The sequence below is a fragment of the Kitasatospora sp. MAP5-34 genome (genome assembly GCF_029894335.1).
Taxonomy (GTDB): Bacteria; Actinomycetota; Actinomycetes; order Streptomycetales; family Streptomycetaceae; genus Kitasatospora.
Genome location: NZ_JARXZC010000003.1, coordinates 81326 through 102669, shown reverse-complemented (window position 1 = coordinate 102669; position 21344 = coordinate 81326). Strand labels below are relative to the sequence as shown.

Annotated in this window: 11 protein-coding genes, 1 pseudogene and 1 CRISPR repeat array; of the genes and pseudogenes, 8 read left to right on the top strand and 4 right to left on the bottom strand. The window is 70.8% G+C overall.

Features of this window, described 5'->3' with window-relative positions; genetic code table 11:
- Positions 1-176: 176 nt before the first annotated feature.
- From pucD to P3T29_RS04070, 3 genes are read right to left on the bottom strand one after another with little or no spacing between them, the layout of a single operon-like run.
- Complete coding sequence (gene pucD / locus P3T29_RS04080) at positions 177-2537, bottom strand: xanthine dehydrogenase subunit D (protein WP_280714860.1); 2361 nt, start codon at positions 2535-2537, stop codon at positions 177-179.
- A complete protein-coding gene (locus tag P3T29_RS04075) occupies positions 2534-3019 on the bottom strand; it encodes a 2Fe-2S iron-sulfur cluster-binding protein (protein ID WP_280714859.1) in 486 nt (161 codons plus the stop codon). Before P3T29_RS04075 ends, pucD begins: the two co-directional genes overlap by 4 nt.
- Positions 3016-3906 carry an FAD binding domain-containing protein gene (locus tag P3T29_RS04070; protein ID WP_280714858.1) on the bottom strand — a complete coding sequence of 297 codons (891 nt, stop codon included), beginning with the start codon at positions 3904-3906 and terminating at the stop codon, positions 3016-3018. The genes P3T29_RS04075 and P3T29_RS04070 overlap by 4 nt, the downstream gene beginning before the upstream one ends.
- A 482-nt stretch (positions 3907-4388) precedes the next feature.
- On the opposite strand from P3T29_RS04070, the gene P3T29_RS04065 reads away from it, so the two are divergent.
- The 4 genes and pseudogenes from P3T29_RS04065 (at position 4389) to P3T29_RS04050 (ending at position 11045) form a co-directional block, all read left to right on the top strand.
- Positions 4389-5981, top strand: a complete 1593-nt coding sequence (locus P3T29_RS04065) for a PucR family transcriptional regulator (protein ID WP_280714857.1) — start codon at positions 4389-4391, stop codon at positions 5979-5981.
- A 308-nt stretch (positions 5982-6289) separates the two neighbouring features.
- A pseudogene (locus P3T29_RS04060) lies at positions 6290-7813 on the top strand (glycosyltransferase family 2 protein); the annotation flags it as partial.
- 323 nt (positions 7814-8136) lie between these two features.
- Positions 8137-9177: a glycosyl hydrolase gene (locus P3T29_RS04055; protein WP_280714855.1), complete on the top strand. Its 1041-nt coding sequence runs from the start codon at positions 8137-8139 to the stop codon at positions 9175-9177.
- Complete coding sequence (locus P3T29_RS04050) at positions 9177-11045, top strand: glycosyltransferase family 39 protein (protein ID WP_280714854.1); 1869 nt, start codon at positions 9177-9179, stop codon at positions 11043-11045. The genes P3T29_RS04055 and P3T29_RS04050 overlap by 1 nt, the downstream gene beginning before the upstream one ends.
- Before the next feature lie 85 nt (positions 11046-11130).
- Here P3T29_RS04050 and P3T29_RS04045 read toward each other — a convergent pair whose 3' ends face one another.
- Entirely contained in the window at positions 11131-12213 is a 1083-nt protein-coding gene (locus tag P3T29_RS04045) for an alpha/beta hydrolase-fold protein (protein WP_348532789.1), read from the bottom strand.
- A gap of 667 nt (positions 12214-12880) precedes the next feature.
- Here P3T29_RS04045 and P3T29_RS04040 point away from each other — a divergent pair.
- From P3T29_RS04040 to casB, 4 genes are all read left to right on the top strand, one after another.
- Complete coding sequence (locus tag P3T29_RS04040) at positions 12881-13945, top strand: ROK family glucokinase (RefSeq protein ID WP_280715083.1); 1065 nt, start codon at positions 12881-12883, stop codon at positions 13943-13945.
- A gap of 15 nt (positions 13946-13960) precedes the next feature.
- Positions 13961-15757: a CRISPR direct-repeat array (repeat unit 29 nt; unit sequence CGGCTGACCCCCGCTCGCGCGGGGCGGAC).
- A 22-nt stretch (positions 15758-15779) separates the two neighbouring features.
- A complete protein-coding gene (cas3, locus tag P3T29_RS04035) occupies positions 15780-18854 on the top strand; it encodes a CRISPR-associated helicase Cas3' (protein WP_280714852.1) in 3075 nt (1024 codons plus the stop codon).
- A 214-nt stretch (positions 18855-19068) separates the two neighbouring features.
- Positions 19069-20631 (top strand): type I-E CRISPR-associated protein Cse1/CasA, encoded by a 1563-nt coding sequence (casA, locus tag P3T29_RS04030; RefSeq protein ID WP_280714851.1) that lies wholly within the window; start codon positions 19069-19071, stop codon positions 20629-20631.
- Complete coding sequence (gene casB, locus P3T29_RS04025) at positions 20628-21305, top strand: type I-E CRISPR-associated protein Cse2/CasB (RefSeq protein ID WP_280714850.1); 678 nt, start codon at positions 20628-20630, stop codon at positions 21303-21305. Before casA ends, casB begins: the two co-directional genes overlap by 4 nt.
- Positions 21306-21344 lie beyond the last annotated feature (39 nt).

The following is a 21344-nucleotide window of genomic DNA, read 5'->3' as shown; positions in this document are numbered from 1 at the left end:
GTGCCTGCGGTGCGGGCCCCAGCCGGAGGCCGGGGGAGGGTGGTGCGCACCGCTGCAGAGCCCCGGCGTGGGAGAGGCAGCGGGCCTGGTGCACTTGTTTCGCTGTTTGCACTTTTTTGCTGCCCCGGGGCGGCGGGGAAGACGGTCGCCGCCCCGGGGAGGTCTGGCGGGTTCGGCTAGAGCGTCCCGGTGAGGTGCTCGGGCCGGACGGGGATGCGGTTGAGCGCGATCCCGGTCGCCTGCCGGATGGCCGCGACGATCGAGGGGGTGGCGGACACCGTCGGAGCCTCGCCGACACCGCGCAGCCCGTACGGGGCGTGCGGGTCGGGCAGCTCCAGCATGTCCACCGGGATCGGCGGGACGTCCAGGATGGTGGGGATCAGGTAGTCGGTGAAGGACGCGTTGCGCACCTTCCCGTCCTTGACGATGATCTCCTCCATCACGGCCAGGCCGAGCGCCTGCGTGCAGCCGCCCTGGATCTGGCCGATCACCGAGAGCGGGTTGAGCGCCTTGCCGACGTCCTGAGCGGCCGTCAGCTCGACCACCTTGACCAGGCCCAGCTCGATGTCCACGTCGACCACCGCGCGGTTGGCGCAGAAGGTGTACTGGACGTGGCCGAAGCCCTGCCCGGTCTCCTTGTCGAAGGGGACGGTCGGGCGGTGGTGGTGCTCGCGGGTGAGGTCGATCGCCTCGTCGCCCAGCAGGTCGACGATGGAGACCAGCGGGCCGCCCGCCTCCGAGATGACCTTCCCGCCGAGCAGGATGATGTCGGTCTGGGTCCAGCCGTAGCGACGGCGGCCCTTCTCGATCAGCGCGGCCTTCACGGCCTCGGCGGCGTACTTCACCGCGCCACCCGTCATGTACGTCTGACGCGAGGCGGAGGTGGAACCGGCCGAGCCGACCTCGGTGTTGGCCGGGTGGATGGTGACCTGCTCGACGCCGAGCTCGGTGCGGGCGATCTGGGCGTGCACGGTGATGCCGCCCTGGCCGACCTCGGCCATCGCGGTGTGCACCATGGCGACCGGCTCGCCGCCGATGACCTCCAGGCGGACCCGGGCGGTGGAGTAGTCGTCGAAGCCCTCGGAGAAGCCGACGTTCTTGATGCCGACCGAGTAGCCGACGCCGCGCACGATGCCCTCGCCGTGCGAGGTGTTGGACAGCGCGCCGGGCAGCGTGCGGACGTCCAGGTTGTCCAGGTCCAGCGGCGGCGGGAGCGGCCGGTCCTTGACGATCTGCAGCAGCTGGGCGACGGGGGCCGGCGAGTCGATGACCTGGCCGGTGGGCATCGGGTCGCCCTCCGACATGGCGTTCAGCTGGCGGAGCTCCACCGGGTCCATGCCCAGTTCGGCGGCGAGCTTGTCCATCTGGGTCTCGTACCCGAAGCAGGCCTGCACCGCGCCGAAGCCGCGCATCGCGCCGCAGGACGGGTTGTTGCTGTAGAGGGCGATGGCCTCCATCCGCACGTTCGGGATGTTGTACGGGCCGTGGCCCAGCGAGGCCGCGTTGCCGACCACGGCGGGGGAGGCGGAGGCGTACGCGCCGCCGTCCAGGACGATCCGGGCGTCGGCGTAGACCAGCTTGCCGTCGCGGGTGGCGCCGTGCTCGTAGTACATCTTGGCCGGGTGGCGGTGCACGTGGCCGAAGAAGGACTCGTCGCGGGCGTAGACGATCTTGACGGGCTTGCCGGTGCGCTGGGCGAGCAGACAGGCGTGGATCTGCATCGACAGGTCCTCGCGGCCGCCGAAGGCGCCGCCGACACCGGCGAGGGTCAGCCGGAGCTTCTCCTCCGGGATGCCGAGCACGGGGGCGACCTGCTGGCGGTCCACGTGCAGCCACTGGGTGGCGACGTAGAGGTCCATGCCGCCGTCCTCGGCGGGCACGGCGAGACCGGACTCCGGGCCCAGGAAGGCCTGGTCCTGCATGCCGACCTCGTAGTGGCCGCTGACCACCACGTCCGCGAGGGCGCGGATCTCGTCCGTCACGCCGCCGCCGTGCACCAGCTTCTGGCTGTGGCAGATGTTGCCGTGCCCGTGCGACTTGAACTCGTGCGGCTCGTGGACGTAGCCGTACGTCTCGGGGTCGAGGCACTGCTCCTCGGTGACGATCGGGGTGAGTACCTCGTACTCGACCTTGATCTTCTTCACCGCGCGGCGGGCCGTCTCCGGGTGGTCGGCCGCGACGATCGCGATGGCCTCACCGTGGTAGCGGACCTTGTCGATGGCCAGGGCCGGCTGGTCCTGGATCTCCAGGCCGTAGAACTTCGAGCCCGGGATGTCGTCGTGGGTCAGCACCGCGTAGACGCCGGGCAGCTTGACCGCCTCGGAGATGTCCACGGAGAGGATGTTGGCGCGCGGGTGCGGCGAGCGCAGCGCCATGCCCCAGAGCATGTCCTCGTGCCACAGGTCGGAGGAGTACGCGAACTCGCCCTTGACCTTCAGCGTGCCGTCCGGGCGCAGTGGCGAGCCGCCGATGCCGTCCTTGCTCGCCTGGTTGATGTCCTGCAGGTTCTTCTGACCCTGGATGGTGCGCGTGCTCATTCGGAGGCACCTGCCTTCTCGCACTTGCGGGCGGAAGCGAGCCGCACCGCGTCCATGATCTTCTCGTAGCCGGTACAGCGGCACAGGTTGCCCGAGAGCGCCTCACGGATGTCCGTGTCGCTCGGCTGCGGCTGGCGGTCCAGCAGGTCGTGGGTCTGGACCAGCAGGCCCGGGGTGCAGAAACCGCACTGCACGGCGCCGGCGTCGATGAACGCCTGCTGGACCGGATCCAGGCCGCTCTCGTCGGCCAGGCCCTCGACGGTACGGACCTCGCGGCCCTGCACCTGCCCGGCCGCGACCAGACACGAACAGACCGGGGTGCCGTCGAGGTAGACCGTGCAGGAGCCGCACTCGCCCTGCTCGCACGCGTTCTTGGAGCCCGGCAGGCCCACCCGCTCGCGAAGCACGTACAGGAGGCTCTCGCCCTCCCAGACGTCGTCCGCCTCCACGGGCTTGCCGTTGGCGGTGAATGTGACCCTCATGCCGCGCTCCTGATCTGCTTGCTGTAGTCGTTCCACGTCCAGGTGAGCGTGCGGCGGGCCATCACGGCCAGTGAGTGCCGCCGGTACTCGGCGGTGCCACGGACGTCGTCGATCGGGGAGGCGGCGGCCTTCACCAGCTCGCCGAACCGCTGGATCACCTCGGTGCCCAGCAGGTCACCCGACTGCCACAGGCCGCGCTCGGCGAGCACGCCCGCGAGGTACTCCTCCGCCTCGACGGCCCGGCGCGGCGTGGGAGCGGCCGAACCGATGCCGGTGCCGACGGTGCCGTTCTTGGGGTGCAGCGCGAAGCCGAAGGCGCAGACCGCGATGACCATCGCGTTGCGGGTGCCGATCTTCGAGAACTGCTGCGGGCCGTCCGCGACGGGGATGTGGACGCGGCGGATCAGCTCGTCCTTCTCCATCGAGTTCCGCTTCACGCCGACGTAGAAGTCGTCGATCGCGATCAGCCGGGTGCCACGGGCCTGGGAGGCGACCTCGACGAAGACGTCCCGGCCGGCCGCAAGCAGCGCCGGGTGGGCGTCACCGGCGGGGGAGGCCCCGCCGAGGTTGCCGCCCACGCCGCCACGGTTACGGATCTGCGGCGAACCCACCGTGTGGGCCGCGAGCGCCAGGCCCGGCAGCGGTCCGGACAGCTCGTTGATGATCCGGGTGTACGGCACCGAGGCACCGAGCTGCACCACATCGTCGGCGATCTGCCACTCGGACAGCTCAGTGATGCGGTTCAGGTCGAGAATCGCGGATGGCCTGTGCACGTCGAAGTTCATCTCGACCATGACGTCCGTACCGCCCGAGATGGGCAGCGCGGTCGGGTACTCAGCCTTCGCCGCGAGTGCCTCGTCCCAGGTAGCGGGCCGAAGGAACTCCATGCGGGTGTCTCCTCAAGTCGTCGTTTGTCGCCCGGAACCCTGCGGGGCCCGCTCCAGCGGGAGCGCTGCGCCAGGGTCCAAACACTCGGTGTCTCGGACTTTCTCGCCCGTTCGTTGCCCGGGCGTTGAGTCCTGGTCACCGGGGTGTGTCCGGCGGCGTGTGGCCAGTGAACCGCTGTGACCCCGCCCACTGGCAGTCACCGATGGCATGAAGCCCTCGCCTCGCTCCCGCCCGGCATCCTGTACGTTCCTCTAAGGCGGACAATTGCCCTGTACAGCGGTTCGTGAACCGCTACCTACGACCGTAATCCGGCCGTGATTCCCGAGCGATGAGCCCGTGACCCGGGAGCGTGTTGATACGTAACACCCAGCGGTCGGCGTCGGGCACACTGTGACCCCCCGGCCCACTGGGACCCCTCTTAAACCCACTGGGACCCTCTGAGGCGCCCCCTCACCCCCCACTCAGACGAAGGAGTCTGCGGATGCGTGTCCGTGACCTGCTCGCCCCCGGTGCCCCGCGGCTGCGGCTGCTCGCCGCCGAGGACGAGCTCGACCGGCAGGTCAGTGGTGTCATGACGACCGACCTGCAGGAGCCCGGCCGGTACCTGCACGGCGGTGAGCTGGTGCTCACCGGAATGCTGTGGCGGACCGCGCCGGCCGACTCCGAGCGGTTCGTCCGCACCCTGGTGGCGGGCGGCGCCGTGGCCCTGGCGGCGGGCGAGGCCGAGGTCGGCCCGGTCCCCGAGGACCTGATCGACGCCTGCCGCCGGCACCGGCTGCCGCTGCTCGCCGTGCCCGACGACATCGCCTTCAGCTCGCTCACCGAGTTCATCGGCCGCCAGGTCTCCGCCGACCGGGCCGCCGACCTCGCCGCGCTGGTCGACCGGCACCGGCTGCTGGTCTCGGCAGCGGGCGGCGGCGGCCTGGACGCGGTGCTCGACCTGCTCGGCGGCGACCTGGACCTGGACTGCTGGGTGCTGACCTCGACCGGCCGGGTGATCGCCGGCCCCGCCGACCGGCTCTCCGCCGAGGACCGCGACCAGCTGGTCCGTGCCCACCTCGCCGCACAGCGCCAACGCCGCCGGCCCCCGCACCGGGCCCGGCTGGCCTCCGGCTCGTACTCGCTGCTGCCCGCCCCGGCCTCGACCGAGGCCGAAGCCTCGCTGGCCGACTGGGTGCTCGCCGTCGCCGGGGACGTCACCGAGTGGACGGGCAAGCGCCAGCAGCTCGCCGAGAACCTGGCCCGCCTGGTCGCCGCCGAGCGCGTCCGCCGGGACGAGGGCCGCCGGCTGCGCCGCCGGATCGCCGACGAGGTCCTGACGCTGCTTCAGCGGGACGCCGACCCGGCGGAGATCAGCCGCGCGCTGTACGCCTCCTCGGCGATGGCGGCCCGCTACGAGGGCGCCGAGCCGAAACCGATGGAGACGGACGGCAGCTGGCTGGTGCTCAGCGCCGAGGGGACGGGCCTGCCCGACGGCGCGGTCCGGCTGATCCTGGAGGAAGCTCTCACCGACACCGCCGACCGCGCGCTGGTGGCCGGCGTCGGCACCGGCGCGGTGGTGGTGCTGCCCGCACCCGACAGCGCCGTCCCCGCCGACGCGCTGCGCGACCTGCTCGCCCCGCTGGAGGCCGGTCTCGGCTCCGAGGGCCGGATCACCCTCGGCGTCTCCGCCCCCGCCCTGGAGGCCGGCGGCCTGCGCGGCGCCCTCGAGGAGGCCCGGCACGCCCGCCGGATCGCCGCCGCCCGGGTCGGCCGGGTCTGCGTGGCCGGCCCCGAGGAGCTGGCCTCGCACGTCCTGCTGCTGGCCGCCGTCCCGGACGAGGTCCGCCGGGCCTTCCGCAGCCGGCTGCTGGACCGGGTCATCGCGTACGACATCGAGCACCAGGCCGACCTGGTCCGCACCCTGGAGGCGTTCCTCCGCTCGGACGGCTCCTGGACGCGCTGCGCGGCCCAGCTGCACGTGCACGTGAACACCCTGCGGTACCGGATCGGCCGGATCGAGGAACTGACCGGGCGTGACCTCTCCCGGCTGGAGGACCGGGTGGACTTCTACCTGGCGCTGGAGCTGGCCTGACGTCATCCGGTCCTGCGGCCGGTTGGCCCTGACATCAGTTGACGTGTACATCTGGTGGCCTGACACAGGGCCATCTGATGGCCATTTCTACATGTCCTGCACGATTGCGTTGCTCACTTGTTAGCTGCGTGAGGTTTCGGTGGCGGGTCGGTTTCGCTAAGTTAATCGGATAAGACCAATGTCACGGCTTTTGGCCCTGACGTGTCCGGTATCTGGCGGAGCCCTACCCTGTGAACACGCTGCACCAAGTTCCGCCGCAACGCCCCGCGGCGAACTCCGGGGGGCGCCGCCGAGCGCCTCGCAAGCCGATGGCCGCCCCCCGCCGGAGCGGCCTGCTCCCGGCACCTCCCGACGACCGGGAGAAGTACTCGTACGTCAAGCGCTACAGCTGGGTACTGACGCTCTCCTCGCTGGTCGGCTTCGGCTTCGTCTTCTACAGCCAGCTGGACACCGCGCGGCACAGCATGTGGATCTGGCTGTTCTCCCCGGTGCTGCTGCTCTCCGTCGTCGGCTTCCTGATCGGCCTCCGTCTGGAGGCGTTCACCCCCAGCTTCGACCTCAAGACGCACCGCCGGCTGGTCCGCGCCTGGAACCCCGGGCGCCACCCGTCGGTGGACGTCTTCCTGCCGGTCTGCGGCGAGCCCGTCGAGGTGCTGCACAACACCTGGACGTACGTGCAGCTGATGGCCGACGCCTACCAGGGGCCGGTCACCGCGATCGTCCTGGACGACTCGGACAGCCCCGAACTGGCCGCGATGGCAGCCGACTTCGGGTTCCGCTACCTGGTCCGCCCGAATCGGGGCTGGTTCAAGAAGGCCGGCAACCTCCGCCACGGCTTCGAGAACTCCGACAGCGACGTCGTCCTCATCCTCGACGCCGACTTCGCCCCCAGGCACGACCTGCTGGACGAGCTGCTGCCCTACCTCGACGACGACCCGCGCACCGCGATCGTCCAGTCACCCCAGTACTTCCGGGTGCTCGACCAGCAGAACTGGATCGAGCGCGGCGCCGGCGCCGTCCAGGAGCTCTTCTACCGCTCCGTCCAGGTCTCCCGGCAGCGCAGCGACGGCTCGATCTGCGTCGGCTCCTGCGCGATCTACCGGCGCACCGCACTGGCCGAGATCGGCGGCACCAGCCTGATCGAGCACTCCGAGGACATGCACACCGGCTTCGACCTGCGGGCCCGGGGCTGGGACCTGCGGTACGTCCCGCTCGCGCTGTCCACCGGCGTCTGCCCGGACACCATCGGCGCCTACTACAACCAGCAGTACCGCTGGTGCATGGCCTCGATGAGCATGCTCGGCAGCATGAAGGACTTCTGGCGCGTCCCGATGCGGTTCGTCAGCCGGCTCTGCTACATGTCCGGCTTCGTCTACTACATCGAGACGGCGCTGCTCACCTTCACCGGCCCGCTGATCGCACTGGCCCTGCTGCTCTTCTTCCCGGAGCAGCTGCAGGCCACCAACATGTGGTACGTGCTGCCCAGCGTGGTCTACCTGACCGTGGTCTACCCGCTCTGGCACCGCAACCCCTACCGCCTGGAGGCCTGGGCCACCCGGGTGATGTACGGCTGGGCGCACACCTTCGCCATCTGGGACCTGCTGCGCCGCCGCCCGATGGGCTGGCAGCCCTCCGGCTCCTCCAACGCCAAGAACAACAAGACCCGCCGGTTCTGGATCGGCATGTGGGCCTGGAGCATGCCGACCGCCGTGCTCTGGATCGGGGCGGCGGTGTGGCGGATGTCCACCATGGTCCCGGAGAACTTCGCCCTGATGCTCGGCTCCGGCGTGTTCTACGCCGTCTCGGTCGGCCGAGTCCTGGTCGAGCCGCGCACCGAGGGCATGAACGCCGAGGAGCCGACCGAGACCAGCGTGTACGTCGAGACCGCCAACTCGCTGGCCCCGCACGTCGCGGGTCCCTACCTCGGCAGCCCCTACCTCGCGATCCCGGGCATCCCCGACCCGAGCAGCGAGCCGCACCGGGTCGAGTCGTACCGCGCTGAGCCGTACCGCACTGAGCCTTACCGGGTCGAGCCTTACCGGGCCGAGTCGTACAACAGTGAGCCTTACCCCGGCGAGTCGTACCGCACCGAGCCGTACCGCACCGAGTCGTACCGCCGCGAGCGCCACCCCACCCAGAACGAGGAGGCGGGCGCGTGAGCCGGCCCGAGATCAGTCGGCGTTCCGCGCTGCTCGGCGCACTCGGGGCCCTGGCCTTCGGGAGCACGACGGCCGCCTGCGCGCCCAGTACCACCGCGCCGATCGGCGCCGGGGGCAACGGCGCGGCGCCGGCCGTGGCCGGTGGCGGCAGCGCCTCCGCCTCGCCCGCGGCCCCGCGCCTGCCGTACGACATCACCTCGATGCTGATGCCCAAGAAGAAGTTCCTGGGCGCGACCTTCGACGGCGTGCCGCAGTCCCTGACCGCCGTGGACGCCTTCCGGACGACCGTCGGCAAGGCGCCCAACCTGCTGGTCTACTACCTCGGCTGGGGCGACGAGTTCCAGACCGACCAGACGGACGCCGTCTGGCGGCACGGCATGCTCCCGTACATAGCCTGGGAGCCGTTCAAGAAGACCCTGGCCCAGATCGGCGCGGGCGGCGAGGACGACTACATCCGCCGCACCGCGATCGCGATCCGGGACCTCAACGTGCCGGTGGCGATCAGCTTCGGGCACGAGATGAACGGCGGCTGGTACCCCTGGGGTACCAAGGACAGCAACGCCGACGACTTCGTCAAGGCCTGGCGGCGCGTCCACGACCGCTTCCAGGACGTCGGCTGCTCCAACGTCATCTGGGTGTGGAGCCCCAACGTCATCAACCCGGTGCCGTCGGTACGGCTCAAGCCGTACTACCCGGGCGACGGCTACGTCGACTGGCTCGGCGTGGTCGGCTACTACGCCAGGACCGGGCCGCACACCTTTGCCACGCTCTTCGGGCCGACGCTCAAGGAGATCCGGGCGTTCAGCACCAAGCCCGTCCTGCTGGCCGAGACCGCCTCCGAACCGACCCCGCGCAAGCCCGTCGACATCGCCGACCTGTTCGCGGGTGTGCTCGCCGACCCCGCCATCCTCGGGTTCGTCTGGTTCAACCTGCGCAAGGAGACGGACTGGCGGGTCGACAGCGCCCCGGACGCCCTGGCAGCCTTCCGCAGCGCGGCCGCCGACCCGCGCATCGGTTTCGACGTGGAGCACCCCTGATGGACACCCGCCCCCCCGCGACGGAACCCACCCCGGGCTCGTGGTTCCCCCAACCGCAGCACGCTCAGCAGCAGCATGACCCTGGCCAGCAGCAGCAGCAGCAGCAGCAGCAGCCGCCGCAGCCGCCGCGTCAGGCACAGCACCGGCGTCCCGCCGAGCCGACGGCTCCGGCAGCTCCGCCGGAGCCGCCACCGGGGTACGACAACGAGCAGACGATGCAGCTGCGGGCTCTGCCCGAGCCCGAGTCGGAGCCCGACCCGGGCTACGCCTTCGCCGAGCCCGTCCGCCCCGGCTGGACGCTGCCGCCCGTACCGGACGTCGCCTGGTCGGCCCGGGCGAGTCGGCGCCGTACCTGGATCAGCCGGGGACTGCTGCTCGCGCTGCTGATCGTCCAGTCCGTGCTGACCCTGCGGCTGCGGAACTCGGCCTTCGAGGACGAGGCGCTCTACCTGTACGCCGGGCACGCCGAGATCGCCCAGCTCTTCCACGGCGCCCCGGACTACGGTGGCTTCGCCGGCTACTTCTCCGGCGCGCCCACGCTCTACCCCGTCCTGGCGGCCGCCGTCGACTCGCTCTGGGGCCTGACCGGCGTCCGGGCGATGAGCCTGCTCTTCATGCTCGGGGCCAACAGCCTGCTCTACTCCTTCACCCGACGGCTCTTCAACGAGCGGGCCGGGCTCTGCGCCGCCGTACTCTTCGCGTTCGCCCAGTCCACGCTGTTCCTGGGCAACCTCGCGACCTACGACGCCGCCGCCGTACTGCTGCTCGCGGCCGCCACCTGGATCGTGGTCCGGGTCGGTCACGGTCACTGGTCGCTCCCGCTGCTCGCGGCCCCGGTCGCGGCGCTGGCGGTCGGCGTCAAGTACGCCTCGGCGCTCTACCTGCCGACCATCGCGCTGCTGCTCCTGCTGGTCGCCTACCAGCGGCACGGCGTCCTGCGGGCGGTGCTGCGCACGGCGCTCTTCACCGCCGGTACGGGCGGCCTGCTCGGCGTGGGTCTGACCGTCTCCGGCTACATGACGGCGATCAGCGGCACCACCACCGCCCGCGCCCACGGCGACACCCCGACCATGGCGATGATCCAGGACAGTGCGCGCTGGGGCGGCCTGCTCTTCCTGGTCGCCTGCGTCGGCACCACGCTCTACGCCCGCCGTGCCCGGCTCAGCGAGATGCCCGGCTGGCGGCAGGCCGTGCCCGGCGCGCGCTGGCGCCTCGCGCTCGGCGTGCTGCTCACCTCGACCGCGCTGCTCGCCCCGATCTACCAGATCCACCTGTCGACCAGCACCTCGCTGCAGAAGCACGTCGGCTTCGGCCTGCTCTTCGCCGCCCCGATGGCCGGGGTCGGGACGGCCCGGCTGATGGGCGCCCACTTCAAGTTCCCGCAGCTGGCCATCGCCATCAGCGTGATCGCGCTGACCATGGGCATGTCCCAGTCGGCGAAGAACTTCGGCATCTGGCCCGACACCACGTACCTGATCAAGGACCTCTCGAGCAAGGTCCAGCCGGGCCAGCGCTGGCTCGGCGAGCCGCACGAGGGCCCGGTCTACTACCTCACCGACCTGCACCGGACCAAGTACCAGTACTGGACCTCGGTCTTCTACATCGACTACACCGGTCGCAAGGGGCAGCACCTCTCCGGCGTGGCCGGTTACCGGGCCGCCATCCAGGACGGCTGGTTCGACGGCGTGGTGCTCGACGTCTCCGACGGCTCGGGCGAGGTCTCCCGCGCCGTCCGCGAGGAGATGCGGACCGGTGGCAAGTACCGCCTCTCCAGCGCCCTCCCGTACCGCACCTCGGCCGGCACCGGCCACTTCGAGGTCTGGCTCCGCAGCGCGGTGGCCCCGGTCGCGATTTCTTCCCAGGGCTAGCAGCGTGGCCGCCTGAATCACCGAACAGACGACTTCGCCCCGCAGGGTGGGAACCCTGCGGGGCGAAGTGCTGCCACGGTGTCGGTCAGTGCTGGGGCGGGATGATGCCGGTCAGCCACTTGAAGATCTCGGGGACCATCGGCCCCCAGATGTCGCTGCTGTGGGAGCCGGTGGTCTCCTGGACGGTGACGGTGGTCGGAGCCTTCGCCGCCGCCTTCATCGCCATCGCGCTCTCGTAGCCGTCGCCCTTGTTGCCGCTCATGAAGAGGGCGACGTTCGGCGGGGTCTGAGCGGCCTTCAGGATGTTGAGCGGGTTGGAGATCTCCCGCAGGTGCGGGTCCTTCGCGGTGAGCGCGGCCGACTCCGCAGCCGGGTCGTTGTAGCCGGACATGCTGATTCCGGCGCGGTAGCGGTTGGGGTGCTCGACGGCGAGCTTCTCCGCGCAGTGGGCGCCGGCCGAGTAGCCGGCCACGGCCCAGCGGTCGGCGGAGGGGTCGACCCGGAAGTTGTCGAGCATCATCTGCGGTACGTCGCGGGACAGCCAGGTGTCGGCGTTGACCTTGCCGGGGACGTCCGCGCAGCCGGTGTCCGTGCTGTTGCCGAGCAGCAGTGTGCGCGGCGAGATCAGGATGAACGGGGTGACCGTGCCGTTCTTCATCAGCGGCGCGAGCTGCGTGGACACCTTCAGGGTGCCGTACCAGGTGCTGGACGAGCCGGGGAAGCCGGGGAGCAGCTCGACCACCGGGAAGGTCTTGTCCTTGTACGCGGGGTCGTTGTACTGCGGCGGCAGCCAGACCAGAACCTCACCGTCGACGCCGGACAGCCGCCCCTTCAGGTCGGTCCGCTGGACGTCCTTGGGGACCTTCGGGTCGTCCACCGGGGTGAAGGACTGGAGCACCTTGGGCTCGGTCCTGGCGTCGTTGCTGCCCTTGCCGGCCGTGCCGAGGTCGGCCGGCACCTGAGGTACGGCCCGGACGTGGTTGCCGGTGCCCAGCAGGTCGTCCCAGTTGCCGTAGATCAGGTTGGCGTTGTTGACCATGACGAAGACCATCACCACGGCGGTGATCTGGGCGAAGAGAATCATGACGAGCCTGGCCAGGAACTGCAGCGGCTTGGGCCCGCGCACCCGCCCCCACAGCAGCAGTGCCACTGCGATCGAGACGGGCACGAGGATCACCGTGCAGATGAGGAATGGGGTGCCTGTCAGTTGCATCAAGTTCTCGTATCCGGGTAGCAAGCCGCCCGGGCCCCGCTTGCCCGGTACGCGTTCCAATGGGATCAGACGGTGTCGAACGGGAGATCAGTTGCTCTCGACGCTGGGAAGAAGCTGAGAGGAACATCACACTTTTGTGAGAATCGGCTGTAATGTCGGGTCCAGTCTGCCACCCGTCTGGGGGTATCCGTGGAAGGGGTCCAGGATTCTCCCAGAGAGTCGGCGAACGGACTCTGTGGTTCCGTTCACACCTGTCGGTCCGTCAACTCCTTCTCGGACCGACCGGCGATTGGTGGGCGGTCTCGCGGCGGCGGCCCGGCGGCGGCCCGGCTTCCGGCAGCCGACACTGGAACCACCGAGCCGGTGGACCAGGACGACAGGCCGAGGACATGAGACCTACCGCACCTCTGCTGCACCCGGAACCCGCGGCACGCGTATCCGGCCGGAGACCACTTCAACCCGCTCGAACGAGGGAGGATGTCGGGTACCGATCCGGGCGGGCCCGTACCGACTCGGGCGACGCCCGTACCGACCCGAAGGAGCGTCCGAGCCAGTGACCAGCCCCAACCCCGCGACCCGGCCCACCGCCCGGCCGGCCACCCGGCCCGTGACCCTGCCCACCCTGCTCGGCATCGGCCCACGCGCGGAGCGCCGCCGCCGCACCCTGCCTGTCGGCCTGCTGCGGCTGCCGACGGTCGGGATCGACATCGGCGGCACCAAGGTAGTCGCGGGTGTGGTGGACGGCGAGGGCAAGGTGCTGGAGAAGCTCCGGACGGAGACCCCGCACAAGAGCAAGAGTCCCAAAGTGGTGGAGGACATCATCGTCGAGCTGGTCCTCCAGCTCGCCGACCGCCACGACGTGCACGCCGTCGGCATCGGCGCGGCCGGCTGGGTGGACGCCGAACGCTCCCGGGTGCTCTTCTCCCCGCACCTGAACTGGCGCAACGAGCCGTTGCAGGAGGCGCTCAGCGCGCGGCTGCGCTTCCCGGTCGTGGTCGAGAACGATGCCAACGCCGCCGCCTGGGCGGAGTGGCGGTTCGGCGCCGGGCGCGGCGAGGACCACATGGTGATGCTCACCCTCGGCACCGGCATCGGCGGCGCGGTGGTCCGGGACGGCTACGTCGACCGGGGCAAGTACGGCCTGGCGGGCGAGTTCGGCCACATGCAGGTGGTGCCCGGCGGGCACCGCTGCCCGTGCGGCAACCGGGGGTGCTGGGAGCAGTACTCCTCCGGCAACGCGCTGGTCCGCGAGGCCCGCAGCCTGGTGGCCGAGGAGTCCCCGGTGGTCGAACCGCTGCTCGCCCGCGCGGGCGGCACCCCGGACGGCCTCACCGGCCCGCTGGTCACCGAGGCCGCCCGGGCGGGCGACCCCGTCGCCGTCGAGCTGCTCTACGACATCGGCACCTGGCTGGGCGTCGGCATCGCCAACCTCGCCGCCGCCCTCGACCCCGGACGCTTCGTCATCGGCGGTGGCGTCTCCGAGGCGGGCGACCTCCTCATCGTCCCCGCCCAGGACGCCTTCCGACGCACCCTCAGCGGCCGCGGCTTCCGCCCCGAGGCCCAGATCGTCCACGCCGCCCTCGGCAACGACGCGGGCCTGGTCGGCGCCGCCGACCTGGCCCGCCAGGTGGCCCGTCGCTTCCGCACCATCAAGCGCCACCGGGTGGAGCGGGCGGCGCTGGGTTGAGGGGGCGGGCGGGCGTGGCTGACCCCCGCTCGCGCGGGGCGGACCACCTGAACCCGCTCGGGTCGTACACCAGCGCCGGCTGACCCCCGCTCGCGCGGGGCGGACGGGAACACCAGGTGCTGCCGACCGCAGGGCAACGGCTGACCCCCGCTCGCGCGGGGCGGACAGCCCGGAATCAGTGACGGTCCGTCAGCTACCGGCTGACCCCCGCTCGCGCGGGGCGGACCTCACTGGCCTCCGGGTTGATCACCACGACCTCGGCTGACCCCCGCTCGCGCGGGGCGGACTCCGGACCCACCACACCGTCCATCCGAAGCCCCGGCTGACCCCCGCTCGCGCGGGGCGGACAATCGTACGCAGTTGGGTCCGTGGGTTCTATGCGGCTGACCCCCGCTCGAGCGGGGCGGACCACTACACCAAGGTCATCGAGCCCTCACTGACCGGCTGACCCCCGCTCGCGCGGGGCGGACGCTGCTAATTCCGTGAAGAGCCTGCAAGCACTCGGCTGACCCCCGCTCGCGCGGGGCGGACTGTGGGTCGTGATGCGTAGGAGTGGAAGGTCGCGGCTGACCCCCGCTCGCGCGGGGCGGACGTGGTGACCTGGATGCCCATGGCGGTCAGCGCCGGCTGACCCCCGCTCGCGCGGGGCGGACCTGCGGGCCCACCCTGGTCCACGCGGCCTCGGCGGCTGACCCCCGCTCGCGCGGGGCGGACGCGGTAACGGCTGGCACAGCCACCTGCACGTCCGGCTGACCCCCGCTCGCGCGGGGCGGACCGACTCGATCATTGCATTCGAAGCCCCCGAAGCGGCTGACCCCCGCTCGCGCGGGGCGGACGATGGCCTCCGGCGACATGTGGACGGTCCCGTCGGCTGACCCCCGCTCGCGCGGGGCGGACAACGCAAGCCCCCGAGGAAAATTCCTCGGGGGCGGCTGACCCCCGCTCGCGCGGGGCGGACGCCTTGCGGCCGATCCGCCCCAGCCTGATCACCGGCTGACCCCCGCTCGCGCGGGGCGGACAACGCAAGCCCCCGAGGAAAATTCCTCGGGGGCGGCTGACCCCCGCTCGCGCGGGGCGGACGCCTGATCGGCACCACGTCCGAGTGGCAGATCCGGCTGACCCCCGCTCGCGCGGGGCGGACGTCCGGATTCCCGCAGGGGAACCCACCGACTACGGCTGACCCCCGCTCGCGCGGGGCGGACGGTGCCCTCGAGGCGCGCCGCGTCGACCGTCACGGCTGACCCCCGCTCGCGCGGGGCGGACGTCGGCCCCCCTGGGGCAGCCCTACGCGATAGCGGCTGACCCCCGCTCGCGCGGGGCGGACTATGCGGGCAACACGACCAGCCAGCAGGAGTACGGCTGACCCCCGCTCGCGCGGGGCGGACTACAGCTCATCCGCAAAAACTGTCCAGCCACCTGGCTGACCCCCGCTCGCGCGGGGCGGACGATCGGCCCTGTGTCCAGATGGTCTCCAGCAGCGGCTGACCCCCGCTCGCGCGGGGCGGACAACGCAAGCCCCCGAGGAAAATTCCTCGGGGGCGGCTGACCCCCGCTCGCGCGGGGCGGACCATGACAGTACATAAGCCTGTCTTAAAAACTACGGCTGACCCCCGCTCGCGCGGGGCGGACTGCGACACCCGCGACATCACCGAGAACACCAACGGCTGACCCCCGCTCGCGCGGGGCGGACTCATGGGTCCATCCTCTCGGATCGGGGTCAGGCGGCTGACCCCCGCTCGCGCGGGGCGGACTTTACGCCGCGCTCTCCGCTCTCTCCAACCGCCGGCTGACCCCCGCTCGCGCGGGGCGGACACTTTCTGACCTGCGCTGTTAGGTGGACTTTGCCAATTCTTTGCAGATCCCGCTGGGTGGCTCTGAAGCATCGTGCCAGGTCTCGGTGTTGATGGTGCGCGTTTCTGCGACCCACCGTACAGCTCGACCTGTTGGTCGATCAGCTGGCCTTTTGGGTGATTCGCGGTCCTGGCGGAACGAAGCTGTCGGGCGGTGGCTGGGTTCGGAGGCCGGATTGTCAGTGGTGGCTGATAGCTCTTCAGGCATGACTGAGGATGATGGAGTGATCACTGAAGGTGCCGATCCTGGCGTAGATGTCCGGTTCTGGGGCAAGCGTGACGGTCTGACGCAGCCGTACCCGGTGATCTGCCACCTGCTCGACACGGCCGCTGTCGCGGGGGTGCTGTGGGACGAGATGCTCAGTGCGCAGACCCGCGCGCGCATCTGTGAGGAACTGGGCATGTCCGACGGCGACGCACGGCAGGTGGTCTGTCTGTGGGCTGGGCTGCACGATGTCGGGAAGGTCTCGCCGCCCTTCCAGGTGAAGGTTCCGGAGTTGTTCGCGGCGGTCGCCGCCGATCCGGCGTACGCGGACGGCGCGGGGGCGGCGGCGGGGGAGCGTGGGCTGCAGCACGAGAGGGCGACGCACTGGGCGTTGGTGGAGTTCTTCGCCCAGAGCGGCTATCCCGAGCAGGCGCTGATCGGTCGCTCGGTCGGTCATCAGATCGCGCAGCTTCTGGGTGGGCATCACGGGTGCTTCGGTGACGTCCTCCTGAAGAAGGAGCTTCGGAACGCCACCGCGTATGAGCCGGGCCTCGGTGGGGAGGGGTGGCGAGCGCAGCGCCTCGCGCATGCCGCTGCGGTCCGCAGGATGACCGGTGCGGCGCGAGTGCCGAAGAAGGTTCTGTCAGGGCCGACGGCGGCAGTGGTTACCGGGCTGGTGGTCGTCGCCGACTGGCTCGCGAGCCAGGCTGACGCGATCGAGCCTCGGTTGCCCGGCCCCGGTTGGAAGGGGGCCTGGGGTGATCTCGAGGCGCACTGGCAAGGTGCGCTCGCGATATCGCCTGCGCTGGTGCGCGATGCGGGACTTGGCCGGGCGGTCTTCCCGCCTCAGCCGTTCGCGGAGCAGTTCCCGTTCAAGCCGAACAGGCTGCAGGCCGACATCGCCGAGCGGCTGCCCGCCCTGCTGGCTGGGCCGGGCCTGCTGCTCGTCACCGCTCCGACCGGGGACGGTAAGACCGAGGCCGCGCTCCACGCGGCCTCGCTGATGGCACGGGCCTCCGGCGCGAGCGGCCTGTACTTCGCGCTGCCGACGATGGCCACCGCCGACGCGATGTTCAAGCGCGTGAAGCGATTTGCGGAGCACAGCGTCGAGGGCGGCCGAGCCCTCACCCTCCTGCACAGCATGGCCTGGCTCAGCCCGGCCTACGCCGAATCCGAGGAGCAGGAAGGGGGTTCGCCGGTTCTGTCGGACGCCCGGAGCGGGATCGAGGCGGGCCTGTGGCTGCGTACGGCCCGCCGGGGTCTGCTGGCTCCGCTGAGCAACGGCACCATCGACCAGGCGCTCACCGCTGTTCTCCCGGTGCGTTACAACGTGCTTCGTCTGCTCGGCCTTTCGGGCAAGGTCTTCGTCGTGGACGAGGCTCATGCCTACGACGCCTGGATGCACAGCCTGCTCGTTCGGCTGCTGGAGTGGTTGGGCGCTCTGCGCGCGCCGGTGGTCCTGCTGTCCGCCACCCTCACCGGCCGGGCCGCGTCGTCGCTGGTCGAGGCGTACCGCCGGGGTGCCGGCTGCCCGGAGTCGACGCAGGTGGAGCCGTGCTACCCAGGCTGGCTGTACGTCGATGCCGCCTCGGGTGATGTCTCGAAGCCGCGCCGGCTGGACAGCGAACGCAAGCGTGACCTGCAGGTGGAGACCCGTCAGGTCCGTTGGGACGTGAAGGAGCCGCCCGAGGAGATCCCGCTCCCCGGTACGCGCCGCGAGGCACTGCGGACCCTGCTCGCCCCGGTGACCGAACAGGGCGGCTGCGTCCTGGTCTGCTGCACGACGGTCGAGGAGTCGCAGCGTACCTACCGCGACCTGCAACAGGCGTTCCCCGAACTCGCGTCCCGAGAAGGCGGCCTGCGGCTGCTGCACTCCCGCTACCCGGCGCACGAGCGGCAGCGGATCACCGCCGAATGCGAGACCGCCTTCGGGAAGCCGGCCAACGACCAGGCGGCGGCGGCCGTGCGAGCGCCGGCCATCCTGGTTGCGACCCAGATCGTCGAGCAGTCCCTTGACCTGGACTTCGACCTGGTCGTCAGCGACCTCGCCCCGCTCGCCCAACTCCTCCAGCGGGCCGGGCGCGGCAAGCGCCACCACCGCCCCACCAGGCCCGCCTGGACCGGCGACCCGGCAAGCCCCCGCCTGGTCGTGCTGGAACCCCTCGGCGAGGACGGAACGGTGGCCGCGCCGAAAACCTGGGGCACGGTGTACGACGCGGCTCTGCTGCGCCGCACCAGCGTCCTGCTGGGCAAGCAAGAGGGGAAGGCCATCGCCGTCCCCGGTGATGTCCAGGCGCTCGTGGACGATGTGTACACGGACGACTTTGGCGAGCATCTGAAGGACGCCGCTGAGCGCGTTGCCCTGGCGCGCATGGATGCCGCCCGGATCGCCACGGCAGCGGCGCAGGGCCAGTTGGCGGACATGGTGACCATCCCGGCACCCCAGGACGTCAGGGGCGACCTGTCCGTGCTGAGCTCCTCGGACCCGGGAATCACGGAGGAGTTGCTGACGACGCGGCTGGGCGCTGACACCGGCCGTGCGGTCTGCGTGTACGTCCACGCGGACGGCTCCCGCACCCTCGACCCCGAAGGAACGGTCGACCTACCGGACACCAGAGGCAGGAACTTGAGGCAGTACCAGATTGCTCTGGTGATGCGTCACGCCGTTCCATTGCCCGGACGGTGGGCCGCGGGGCGAAGCGCCGAGCACGACGTCCCCCAGTCCTGGGCGAGCCGCCCGGTCCTCGCGGACCTGCTCCTGCTGCCGATGCGCAAAGGCCTCGACGGCCGCTGGACGTGCCTGCTCGGCACGCGGGAGATCGAGATCTCCGACATCGGGATTTCCGTGAACTGACCTTCTGAACTCCATACTTGTGTGTAGCGTAAGAGGTGTCGTCCCGGCGCGTGCATGCCTCGCCGGGACGACACCGGCCCCCGCTCACGCGGGGAGGAGTGACCGCCGTGGGCGGTTTTCTGAACCCCATAGGGCCCACCCCCGCTCGGGTGCGAGGATCTCCCGCCCGAGAGCCTACCCAGCCGTAACCCGCCAGTCCTCGACCGGAGGCAGGATGCCGCCCAGTACCCCCAGCTACAACCTGTTCGACGAACCCTGGATTCCTGTCCGTTGGAACGCCGACGCCCACGCGCCACTGCCCGATGCGGTCGGCCTGCGCGAACTCCTGCTCCGCAGCCACGAGATCACCCACATCGCCGTCGCCCTGCCACCTGCGCTCTCCGGCCTCTACCGCATCCTGTACGCCATCACCGCCCGCATCACCGGGCTCGACGAGCAGGGGCCCGGTGACTGGGCCGAGCGTCGCTACGACCTCGTCGAGCAACGGCAGTTGGACACCGGCACGATCGAGGATTTCGTCCAGGCCAACCACCGTCGGTTCGACCTCTTCGACCCCGAGCACCCCTTCCTCCAGGACCCGCGCCTCGCCCGCCAGTGCGACCCCCAGAACACCGCCGGGGTCAACAAGCTGGTCACCACCCGCCCCTCCGGCAACAACCACGCGTGGTTCCGCCACGTCTCCGACCCCAACCCCGACCTGCCGACCACGCGCGAGGCCGTCCTGCACCTGCTGGTCTGGCACTACTACGGACCCTCAGGGCGCTGCTCCAGCCGCACCATCGGCACCACGAAGGCCGCCAACGCCCTCGCCGGACCGCTGCGCAGCACGCTCTCCTACCACCCCGAAGGGGACTCCCTCTTCGAAACCCTGCTCGCGGGACTTCCCGAGCCGGCCAGCACCGTCCGTCCCAAGCAGGACCTGTGTCCGTGGGAACGGGACGAACCGCCGGACCCTCTCGAAGCGCCACCCCCGTTGGGCGGCATGTGCTCCGACCTGACGGCCCGCTCCCAGCACGCACTGCTCCTCGTCCCCGACGCCACCGGCGAGCACGTCCGCGACGCCTTCATCACCTGGGCCTACCGGAACAAGAACTCCCGCGCGGGAGACGCCTATCTGATCTGGCAGACCAGCAAAGAGGGCAACCCCTATCCGCGCCCGGCGGACTCCCACCGCGCACTGTGGCGCGACCTGGATGCCCTGCTGCTGAAGAAACCGAGCGGCACAGCCCTACCGCAACGGCCGAAGGTGTTCTCCACCGCACACCAGGTCTCCGAAGACCTGCGGGTCCGCGCGCTCGGCTTCGAGCAGGACGGGCAGGCCAAGGACACCCAGTTCGTCGACGCCTCCACTCCACCCGTCATCGGCCTCGCCGAGGACCGCCAGCCCCGCATCGCCCGCGAGATCGGCAAGTTGCGCATCCTCGGCGAGACGTACGGAGCCCGACTGGACCGCGCCGTCAAGAAGGCCTGGGCCGTCTACACCGACGCGCCGAAGAGCGGCGACTGCACCTGGTCCGCCGACGCGGCGGCACGCTACTGGCCCGCAGCGGAGGCGGAGTTCTGGCACCGCCTGGAGAACACCGACTTCGCGACGGCCGCCGCGTCCTTCCGCGCACTCGCCGAACAGGTCTACGACGACGTCACCGCCAAAGCCCTCGGCACCCTGCGCGGTGCCAAAGCCTGCTCGCAGGCCCGCACCGAACTGTACGGGGGCCCGGCGAAAGCCCCCGCCAAGGTCGGCGGCACCCGCCGCGCCACCACCCCGGAGGACACGTGAGCGACACCGTAACCGCTTCCCGGCCCGACAGCAGCCAGTCTCCCGCCGACGACCGGACGGGCTCACCGATCGGGCACGCCAGGGCCTTCGTCCGGTGGATCGACCAGCGGTGCTACGCCGACCCAGGTGTACGTGCGGCCCTCAGGCGCGGCGTTGGCAGGTCCTTGGACGACGTCCCGTACATGCACAGGTTCGTGGCGAACTGGCTGACCGCCGAGCACCTGCGCGATCTGGACACCCAACGCGCGTACTACACCGTCGCGTCGCTCGTCGCGGCTCAACGCCGCGACCAGTACGCCGCGGCCAGCACCAAGCAGGACAGCGGAAATCCGGCCCCGGAGCGCCCCTACGGCACCAGCCTGGGTGCGGCATTCGCGACAGGCGTCGCGAAGGGAACAGAGGCCGGGATCCGCGAGAGCTCCGCCGAGACCCGGCTCAACCTCCTGACCCGCCAGAGCGTCAACGGCCTGCACCGCCACCTGCCGGGCTCCGTCCGCCAGTTGCGCGACAAGAACGTGGAAGTCGACTGGGCGCAGCTCCTCGTGGACCTGAGCCGGTGGCGCCGCCACTCCGGCAGCATCAAGCGCCGCTGGCTACAGGACTTTTACCGCGCCCGTCGCACGACCGAGTACGACCAGGCCCGCCGCGCCGACCCCGCAGCCCCAACCGACTGAGCCTCCGCCCCGCCTTTCAACGACCTTCCCCGCCATAGG

Excerpts from the sequence above, each read along its gene's own strand:
- P3T29_RS04050 (WP_280714854.1), top strand. The coding sequence starts at position 9,177 with ATGGACACCCGCCCCCCCGCGACGGAACCCACCCCGGGCTCGTGGTTC.
- pucD (WP_280714860.1), bottom strand. The coding sequence starts at position 2,537 with ATGAGCACGCGCACCATCCAGGGTCAGAAGAACCTGCAGGACATCAAC.
- P3T29_RS04075 (WP_280714859.1), bottom strand. The coding sequence starts at position 3,019 with ATGAGGGTCACATTCACCGCCAACGGCAAGCCCGTGGAGGCGGACGAC.
- P3T29_RS04065 (WP_280714857.1), top strand. The coding sequence starts at position 4,389 with ATGCGTGTCCGTGACCTGCTCGCCCCCGGTGCCCCGCGGCTGCGGCTG.
- P3T29_RS04070 (WP_280714858.1), bottom strand. The coding sequence starts at position 3,906 with ATGGAGTTCCTTCGGCCCGCTACCTGGGACGAGGCACTCGCGGCGAAG.
- casA (WP_280714851.1), top strand. The coding sequence starts at position 19,069 with ATGCCGCCCAGTACCCCCAGCTACAACCTGTTCGACGAACCCTGGATT.